Origin of the sequence: Jatrophihabitans sp., assembly GCF_051960575.1 — a bacterium.
Taxonomy (GTDB): Bacteria; Actinomycetota; Actinomycetes; order Mycobacteriales; family Jatrophihabitantaceae; genus JBQCEE01.
Map to the genome: position 1 here is coordinate 1 of NZ_JBQCEE010000400.1, position 7,458 is coordinate 7,458.

General features: G+C 72.8%; 8 protein-coding genes. 2 read left to right on the top strand and 6 right to left on the bottom strand.

Features of this window, described 5'->3' with window-relative positions:
• The first annotated feature begins 261 nt into the window (after window positions 1–261).
• Window positions 262–1,380, top strand: coding sequence for a peptidoglycan-binding protein (locus tag ACTHMS_RS22475; RefSeq protein ID WP_440308889.1), 1,119 nt, complete (start codon window positions 262–264; stop codon window positions 1,378–1,380).
• Window positions 1,381–1,389: 9 nt separating this feature from the next.
• Here ACTHMS_RS22475 and ACTHMS_RS22480 read toward each other — a convergent pair whose 3' ends face one another.
• Together ACTHMS_RS22480 and ACTHMS_RS22485 are read right to left on the bottom strand one after the other, a co-directional pair.
• A complete protein-coding gene (locus tag ACTHMS_RS22480) occupies window positions 1,390–2,061 on the bottom strand; it encodes a GNAT family N-acetyltransferase (protein ID WP_440308896.1) in 672 nt (223 codons plus the stop codon).
• Window positions 2,062–2,155: 94 nt separating this feature from the next.
• Window positions 2,156–3,379, bottom strand: a complete 1,224-nt coding sequence (locus tag ACTHMS_RS22485; protein ID WP_440308890.1) for a pyridoxal phosphate-dependent aminotransferase — start codon at window positions 3,377–3,379, stop codon at window positions 2,156–2,158.
• A gap of 55 nt (window positions 3,380–3,434) precedes the next feature.
• Between ACTHMS_RS22485 and ACTHMS_RS22490 the strand changes: the two genes are divergently transcribed.
• The gene (locus ACTHMS_RS22490; protein ID WP_440308891.1) at window positions 3,435–4,043 is read left to right on the top strand and encodes a nitroreductase family protein; all 609 of its coding nucleotides are present in this window, start codon (window positions 3,435–3,437) and stop codon (window positions 4,041–4,043) included.
• A gap of 1 nt (window position 4,044) precedes the next feature.
• Here ACTHMS_RS22490 and ACTHMS_RS22495 read toward each other — a convergent pair whose 3' ends face one another.
• Genes ACTHMS_RS22495 through ACTHMS_RS22510 form a run of 4 tightly spaced genes read right to left on the bottom strand, consistent with a single transcriptional unit; the run spans window position 4,045 to window position 7,332 of the window.
• Window positions 4,045–5,112, bottom strand: coding sequence for a ParB/RepB/Spo0J family partition protein (locus ACTHMS_RS22495; RefSeq protein ID WP_440308892.1), 1,068 nt, complete (start codon window positions 5,110–5,112; stop codon window positions 4,045–4,047).
• Window positions 5,109–6,089: a ParA family protein gene (locus tag ACTHMS_RS22500; RefSeq protein WP_440308893.1), complete on the bottom strand. Its 981-nt coding sequence runs from the start codon at window positions 6,087–6,089 to the stop codon at window positions 5,109–5,111. Before ACTHMS_RS22500 ends, ACTHMS_RS22495 begins: the two co-directional genes overlap by 4 nt.
• Window positions 6,031–6,759 carry a 16S rRNA (guanine(527)-N(7))-methyltransferase RsmG gene (rsmG, locus tag ACTHMS_RS22505; protein WP_440308894.1) on the bottom strand — a complete coding sequence of 243 codons (729 nt, stop codon included), beginning with the start codon at window positions 6,757–6,759 and terminating at the stop codon, window positions 6,031–6,033. Before rsmG ends, ACTHMS_RS22500 begins: the two co-directional genes overlap by 59 nt.
• A gap of 30 nt (window positions 6,760–6,789) precedes the next feature.
• Window positions 6,790–7,332 (bottom strand): Jag family protein, encoded by a 543-nt coding sequence (locus ACTHMS_RS22510; RefSeq protein WP_440308895.1) that lies wholly within the window; start codon window positions 7,330–7,332, stop codon window positions 6,790–6,792.
• Window positions 7,333–7,458: the final 126 nt, after the last annotated feature.

The window sequence follows — 7,458 nt, forward strand, 5'->3', positions numbered from 1 at the left end:
CCGACGGCCGCGAGCCCCACGGAGCGCGCCGACTACGTGGGGTGCGTCCCCCCGCACCCCGTCACGAGGGCCCCCCCGCCGCCCGGGGGGCGCCCGTCGTCGTCCGGGCAGGTCCGTTCCGCAGCCCGCAAGGACCTTCGTCGTCACCGGATCGTGACCCCTCCGGGACGTCGCGAGCGGGCCGTTGGGCGTGCTGACCTTGGTCCTGGGGCAGAATGGGGTCGAACGAGTACCCCCGACGAGCGAGGCCTGAGACTGTCCATGCACAACGTGCGACGTGGTGACCGCGGCAGCGTCGTCGCCGAGATTCGCAGCATGCTCGCCTCGATGGGCCTGCTCAACAACACCGACGGCGCCCTCGCGGACGTCTTCGACGACGCCACCGAGCTCGCCGTGCGCCACTTCCAGCAGCGCCGGGGCATCTCGGTCGACGGCTTCGTGGGGCCCGAGACGTTCGCCGCGCTGACCGAGGCGCACTGGCGGCTCGGCGACCGCGTGCTCGCCCACGAACCGACCGCCCTGCTGCTCGGTGACGACGTCGCCGACCTGCAGCGCCAGCTGCTCGAACTCGGCTACGACATCCAGCGCGCCGACGGTGTCTTCGGCCGCACCACCGCCGAGGCCCTGCGCTCATTCCAGTACGACTACGGCCTCGTGCCCGACGGCATCTGCGGGCCCGCGACGCTGCGGGCGCTGCGCCAGCTGGGGCGCCGGGTCATCGGCGGCCGGCCGCAGCTGCTGCGCGAGCAGATCGCGGTCGCCGACTCGGGCCCGTCGTTGTTCGGCAAGCGGATCGTGCTCGACCCCGGCCTCGGCGGCGTCGTCCCCGGCGTCATGCACGGCACCCTCACGGAGGCCGGCATCGTCTGGGACATCGCGTCCCGGCTCGAGGGCCGGCTCACGGCGCTCGGCGTGCGCACCTGGCTCACCCGCGGGCCCTACAACCGGCGCACCGACGACGAGCGCGCCGCGTTCGCCAACGAGATCGGCGCCGACCTGGTGCTGTCGCTGCACATCGACGGCGCCCCGTCGCCGCGGCCGCACGGGCTCGCGGCGTACTACTCCGGCGGCGACGAGAGCAGCTCGAACATCGGCGAGCGGCTCGCCGACCTCGCCCAGCGCGAGCTGGTGGCCCGCACTGGCATGCAGGACAACCGCATCCACGGCAAGGGCTGGACGCTGCTGCGCCGCACGCGCATGCCCGCCGTCCGCGTCGAGCTCGGCTACCTCACCTCGCCGATCGACCGGCCGATGCTGACCAACCCGCTGTTCCGCGACACCGTCGCCGAGGGGTTGCTCGTCGCCGTCCAGCGGCTGTACCTGCCCACGGCCGACGACCCGCCCACCGGCGTCCTGCGCATCCCCGCCGTCGCCAGCTGATCCGCAGGCTCAGCGGGAGAGCACCGGCACCTGCAGCGACCCGAGCAGGCGGTCGATGGCGTACTCGACGTCCTCGCGCCACGACACGGTGCTCTTCACGTCCAGCCGCAGCCGCGGCGTGCGCGGGTGGTGGCGCACGGTCTTGAAGCCGACGGCGCGCAGGTACTCGGCGGGCAGCAGGCAGCCGTAGTCGGCGACCTCGGGATCGCGGTAGGGACGCGGTGCGGCCGCCCAGCCGCGCTGCTCCGGCGCGTTGCCGGGCACGCGTCCGAACGCCTCGATCGCCTTCATCCCGCGGCGGGTCAGGTCGCGGGCGACGCCCTGCAGCAGCATCCGGCCCAGGCCCCCACCGCGGAACTCGGGCAGCAGGCGGGCGGTCATGAGCAGCACCGCGTCCGCCGCGACCGGTGAGGTCGGGAAGGCGATCGACCGCGGCACGTAGGCGGGCGGGGCGTAGAGCGCGTACCCCGCGGGCACGCCGTCGACGTAGATCAGCTGGCCGCAGCTGCCCCACTCGAGCAGCGTGTCGCTGACCCACGCCTCCTTCTCGAGCTCGCCGTCGCCGCTGTCGCGCGCACGCTCACCCGAGACCGGGTCGAGCTCCCAGTAGACGCACTGCCGGCAGGGCGACGGCAGGTCGGACAGGTTGTCGAGCGTGACGTTCACCAGCCGACGCGACATGACCACCCCCGAACGAGACGCCGAGCCGCGGACCTTCGCCTGACAGCGTAGGACGGCCGACCCGGGTGGTCACCAGGTGTGGACCAGGAGCCGGCTAGAACTGGCCGAGGAACTCGCCGATGCGGCCGATGGCCTCGGTGAGGTCGTCGGCGCGCGGCAGCGTGACGATGCGCAGGTGGTCCGGACGCGGCCAGTTGAACCCCGTGCCGGCGACGACGAGCACGTGCTTGGTGCGCAGCAGCTCGAGCACGAACTGCTGGTCGTCGTCGATGCGATAGACCTCGGGGTCGAGCCGCGGGAAGACGTAGAGCGCGCCCTTCGGCCGCACCACCGACACGCCGGGAATCTTCTCGAGCGCCACCACCGCGGCGTCGCGCTGCTCGAGCAGGCGCCCGCCGGGCAGGATCAGGTCGCGGATGCTCTGCCGGCCGCCGAGCGCGATCTGCACCGCGTGCTGCGCGGGGACGTTCGCGCAGAGCCGCATGTTCGCGAGCAGCCGGATACCCTCGAGATAGCTGGACGCGTGCCGCTTGGGCCCGTTCACCATCAGCCAGCCCGACCGGAAGCCGGCGACGCGGTAGGCCTTCGACAGCCCGTTGAAGGTGAGCGTCAGCTGGTCCGGGGCGATCGCGGCGAACGGCGTGTGCGTCGCCTGGTCGTAGAGGATCTTGTCGTAGATCTCGTCGGCCATGACGACAAGGTCGTGTTCCCGGGCGATGCCGGCGATCTCGCGCAGCACGCTCTCGGGGTACACCGCACCGGTCGGGTTGTTCGGGTTGATGACCACGATCGCCTTGGTGCGATCGGTGATCTTCGAGCGCAGATCGTCGAGGTCCGGCAGCCAGTCGTTGGCCTCGTCGCAGAGGTAGTGCACCGCGCGGCCACCGGCGAGCACGGTCGACGCCGTCCACAGCGGGTAGTCGGGCGCCGGCACGAGCACCTCGTCGCCGTTGTCGAGCAGGGCCTGCAGCGCGAGCTGGATGAGTTCGCTGACGCCGTTGCCGAGCCAGATGTCGTCGACGTCGACGGTGTCGATGCCGCGGGTCTGGTAGTGGTGCACGATCGCCGTGCGGGCCGACAGGATGCCCTGCGAGTCGCTGTAGCCCTGCGCGGTCGGCAGGTTGCGGATGACGTCGACGAGGATCTCCTCGGGCGCCTCGAAGCCGAACGGGGCCGGGTTGCCGATGTTCAGCTTGATGATGCGACGCCCCTCCTCCTCGAGTCGCTTCGCCTCTTCGAGCACCGGGCCACGGATGTCGTAGAGGACGTTCTCGAGCTTGCGCGATTGCCGGAGGTCCACGGATCCAGGGTCCCACATCGGCCCCGCCCGGTCTGCCGAATATGGCCGGCCGGCCCCTCGGCACACTGGGCGCATGGAGCTCCGCGAGGCGATCCGCACGCGCCGCATGACCCGCAGCTACGACCCCGACCGCCCGGTGTCGCGCGAGCTGCTCGACGACCTGCTCGGCCTCGCCGTCCGGGCGCCGTCGGCCGGGCACACGCAGGGCTGGCAGTTCGTCGTCCTCGACACGGCCGACGCCCGTGCGCAGTTCTGGGCGGCCACCGCCGACGGCGAGCCGGACGCTTGGCTGCGCCGCATGCGCACCGCCCCGGCGCTCGTGCTCTGCCTGGCCGACAAGGACGCGTACCTCGACCGGTACGCCGAGCCGGACAAGGGCTGGACCGATCGGGACGAGGCGCACTGGCCGGTGCCGTACTGGACCGTCGACACCGGCATGGCGGCGATGCTCCTGCTGCTGGCGGCGCACGATGCCGGGTTGGGCGCCTGCTTCTTCGGCATCCCGGCCGACCGGGTGGACGCGGTGTTCGCCACGTTCCACGTGGAACCGTCACTCGTCCCGGTCGGGGTGGTGAGCCTCGGCTGGCCCGCCCCTGACGTCCGCTCGCCATCACTCAACCGGGGCCGACGACCCCTCGCCGAGGTCGTTCGTTATGTCGCCCCGGATCGCGCCGGGGGGTAGGTCAACCCTGGGCCGGCGACGCCGTCGATCCGGGCTGCATGACCGCGAGGATCCGCTGCAGGTCCTCGGCCGAGGCGAACTCGACGGTGATGCGGCCCTTCGAGCGGCCCAGCTCGACGCGCACCCTGGTCTCGAAGACGTCCGACAGGCGCTCGGCGATCTCCTCCGACCCGGGCACGTCGAGCCGGGTGCCGGCGCCGCGCCTGGCGGGCCGGCTCGCGCCGTGCCCGCGCTGCGCCAGCGCGACGAGCTCCTCGGTCGCCCGCACGGACAGCCCCTCGGCCACGATGCGCGCGGCCAGCTCGTCCTGGGCGTCCTGGTCGTCGAGGCCGAGCAGGGCACGCGCGTGGCCGGCCGAGAGCACGCCGGCGGCGACCCGGCGCTGGACGGGCAGCGAGAGGTTCAGCAGCCGGATGGTGTTCGAGATGTGCGGCCGGCTGCGCCCGATGCGGTGCGCCAGTTCCTCGTGGGTCGCGCCGAACTCCTCGAGCAGCTGCTGGTAGGCGTTGGCCTCCTCCAGCGGGTTGAGCTGCGCCCGGTGGATGTTCTCGAGCAGGGCGTCGCGCAGCATCGCATCGTCGGCGTTGGTGCGGACGATCGCCGGGATGTGCGTCAGTCCCGCCGCGGCGGCTGCGCGCAGGCGCCGTTCACCCATGACGAGCTCGTAGCCGCCGGCCGGGTCGGCCCGCACGACGACGGGCTGCAGCACGCCGAAGGCCCGGATCGAGTGGGTCAGCTCGTGCAGGGCGTCCTCGTCGAAGACCTGGCGCGGCTGCTTGGCGTTGGGGTGGATCTCGTCGACGGGCAGTTCGGCGAAGCTGGCGCCCTCGACCGGGGCGAGGTCGGCCGTGCCGTCGGCCGGCTGGTCGAGCGCCGTCCAGAACGCGTCGCTGGCCGGCCGGTTCATGACGGCGGTCCCGGTCGCCGTCCCTTGGCGGTCGGTCGTCCTGGCGGCGGCACCGTCGGGTGCCGTGTCGGCCGGGGCGTCGGCCGTCGGCCGCGGCGGTGCGGTCGGGATCAGGGCACCGAGACCGCGTCCGAGACCACCCATGCCCGTGCGTCCGCTCATCCCCGTGCTCCTTCGGCGCCGCGCTCGGCCAGTTCCCGCGCGGCCTGCAGATACCCGACCGCACCCCTCGAGCCCGCATCGTAGGTGATGACCGTCTGCCCGTAACCGGGCGCCTCGGACACCCGGACGTTGCGCGGGATGACCGGCGTGAGCACCTTCTCGGCGAAGTGGTTGCGCACCTCCTCGCCGACCTGGTCGGCGAGTCTCGTACGGCCGTCGTGCATGGTGAGCAGCACCGTCGAGACGTCGAGCACCGGGTTCAGATGCGCCTTGACGAGTTCGACGGTGTTCAGCAACTGGGCCAGGCCCTCGAGCGCGTAGTACTCGCACTGGATCGGGATGAGCACCTCGCGGCCGGCGACGAGGGCGTTCAGCGTCAGCAGGCCGAGCGACGGCGGGCAGTCGATGAGGATGTAGTCGACGCCCGGCCCCTCGGCGAGGTAGGTGGCCACGGCGTCGGCGAGCCGGTGCTCGCGGCGTTCGGCGACGGTCAGCTCGATGTCCGCGCCGGCCAGGTCGAGCGTCGCGGGCACGCAGCGGAGGTTCTCCGAGAACGGGGCGGTCGCGGCGACGGCATCCAGCGACTCGCCGCCGAGCAGCACGTCGTACGTCGACGGGGTCCCGACCGGGTGGTCGACGCCGAGCGCCGTGCTGGCGTTGCCCTGTGGGTCGAGATCGACGAGCAGGACGCGCAACCCGTGCAGCGCGAGCGCGGCCGCGATGTTCACGGCGGTGGTCGTCTTGCCGACGCCGCCCTTCTGGTTCGCGACCGTCAGGACGCGGGGCGCGGCAGGCCGGGGCCACTCCTCGTCGATCCGAAGGTTGCGCATGAGCACTGCCCGCGCCGCGGCACGGCCGATCGGGTTCCCCGACAGGTCGCCGAACACCGTTTCACGTGGAACCGAGGCGCCGCGTGTTTCACGTGGAACGTCGACGAGACCGACGCTGGTGCTGGTTCCCGCGCTGCTGTCGCTCATGAACTGACTGCTCCGTGCTCATCCGAAGAACCGCGACCCAGGTGGGGTCGGGGAGCCGGGCGCCGATGGTCTCGACGGACCACGACTCGACTCCTCCGGATCGTAAGGCGGCACGGTGCTGTTCCAGCTCTTCCCACACCGAAGCGCCCTTCATCGCGAGCAAGGTCGCACCCGGCGCGAGCAACGGACGGCACCAGGTCAGCAGCCGGTCGAGCGGCGCCACCGCACGGGCGGTCACCCAGTGGCTGGGCGCGACAGCGCGCGCCACCGCAGGTTCCTCGGCGCGACCGCGCACGACCTCGACCCGGTCGGCCAGGCCGAGCGCGTCGACCGCCTCGTGCAGGAAGGTGGCGCGCCGCAGGAGTGGTTCGACGAGCACGACGCGAAGGTCGGGACGCGCCAGGGCGAGCGGTAGGCCCGGCAACCCGGCACCGGACCCGACGTCGACGACGCGGGCGTCGGCGGGGACGAGCTCGCCGAGCACCGCGCAGTTGAGCTGGTGGCGGTCCCACAACCGCGACACCTCGCGGGGGCCGATGAGGCCGCGCTCGACCCCCGCGGTCGCGAGCAGGTGCGCGAACTGCTGCGCCGCCGGCAGCACGTCGGCGAAGACGTCGACGGCCACCGGCGGCGCGGGGGGCAGGGTGCTGCTGTCCTCGGACTCGGTCACGGTCGGCAGCGGCAGGGCGGCTGAGGTGGACTACTGGGCGCGCAGGACGACGACCCGGCGGTTCGGTTCCTCGCCCTCGGACTCGCTGGTGACGCCGTCGATGCCCGCGATCGCGTCGTGCACGACCTTGCGCTCGAACGGGTTCATCGGCGACAGGCGCACCGGCTCGCCGTTGTCGAGCACGCGCTGCGCGGTGTCCGCGGCGAGCGTGGTGAGCGTCTGACGCCGCTGCGCGCGGTGGCCGGAGACGTCGAGCATGAGCCGGCTGCGCACGCCGGTCTGCTGCTGGACGGCGAGGCGGGTGAGCTCCTGGAGCGCGTCGAGCACCTCGCCGCGGGGGCCGACGAGGGCCTTCAGGTCGCCGCCGACGATGGCCACGACGGCCCGGTCGTTCTCGACGTCGAGGTCGATGTCGCCGTCGTAGTCGACGATGTCGAGCAGGCGCTCGAGGTAGTCGGCCGCGATGTCGCCCTCGCGGACGAGCAGGCTGTTGCCGCGCTCGCCGCCCTCGGACGGCTCGCCGCCGGCGGTCTCGTCCGCGGTCGCGTCGGCGGTGGTGTCGGTATCGGTCACCGGTGCTGCCTTTCGGTCGGCCGGCCGACGGGCGCGGGGCCCGTGCCGGGGAGGACGCCGCGGGCGCGGCGCCGGGATCGTGGCCAGTCGGTCAGCGACGCTTCTTCGACTGGGCGGGGCGCTTCT

What these genes read in the sequence shown, in the direction of transcription:
- ACTHMS_RS22475 (WP_440308889.1), top strand. Translation starts at nt 262, where the DNA reads ATGCACAACGTGCGACGTGGTGACCGCGGCAGCGTCGTCGCCGAGATT.
- ACTHMS_RS22480 (WP_440308896.1), bottom strand. Translation starts at nt 2,061, where the DNA reads ATGTCGCGTCGGCTGGTGAACGTCACGCTCGACAACCTGTCCGACCTG.
- ACTHMS_RS22485 (WP_440308890.1), bottom strand. Translation starts at nt 3,379, where the DNA reads ATGTGGGACCCTGGATCCGTGGACCTCCGGCAATCGCGCAAGCTCGAG.
- ACTHMS_RS22490 (WP_440308891.1), top strand. Translation starts at nt 3,435, where the DNA reads ATGGAGCTCCGCGAGGCGATCCGCACGCGCCGCATGACCCGCAGCTAC.
- ACTHMS_RS22495 (WP_440308892.1), bottom strand. Translation starts at nt 5,112, where the DNA reads ATGAGCGGACGCACGGGCATGGGTGGTCTCGGACGCGGTCTCGGTGCC.
- ACTHMS_RS22500 (WP_440308893.1), bottom strand. Translation starts at nt 6,089, where the DNA reads ATGAGCGACAGCAGCGCGGGAACCAGCACCAGCGTCGGTCTCGTCGAC.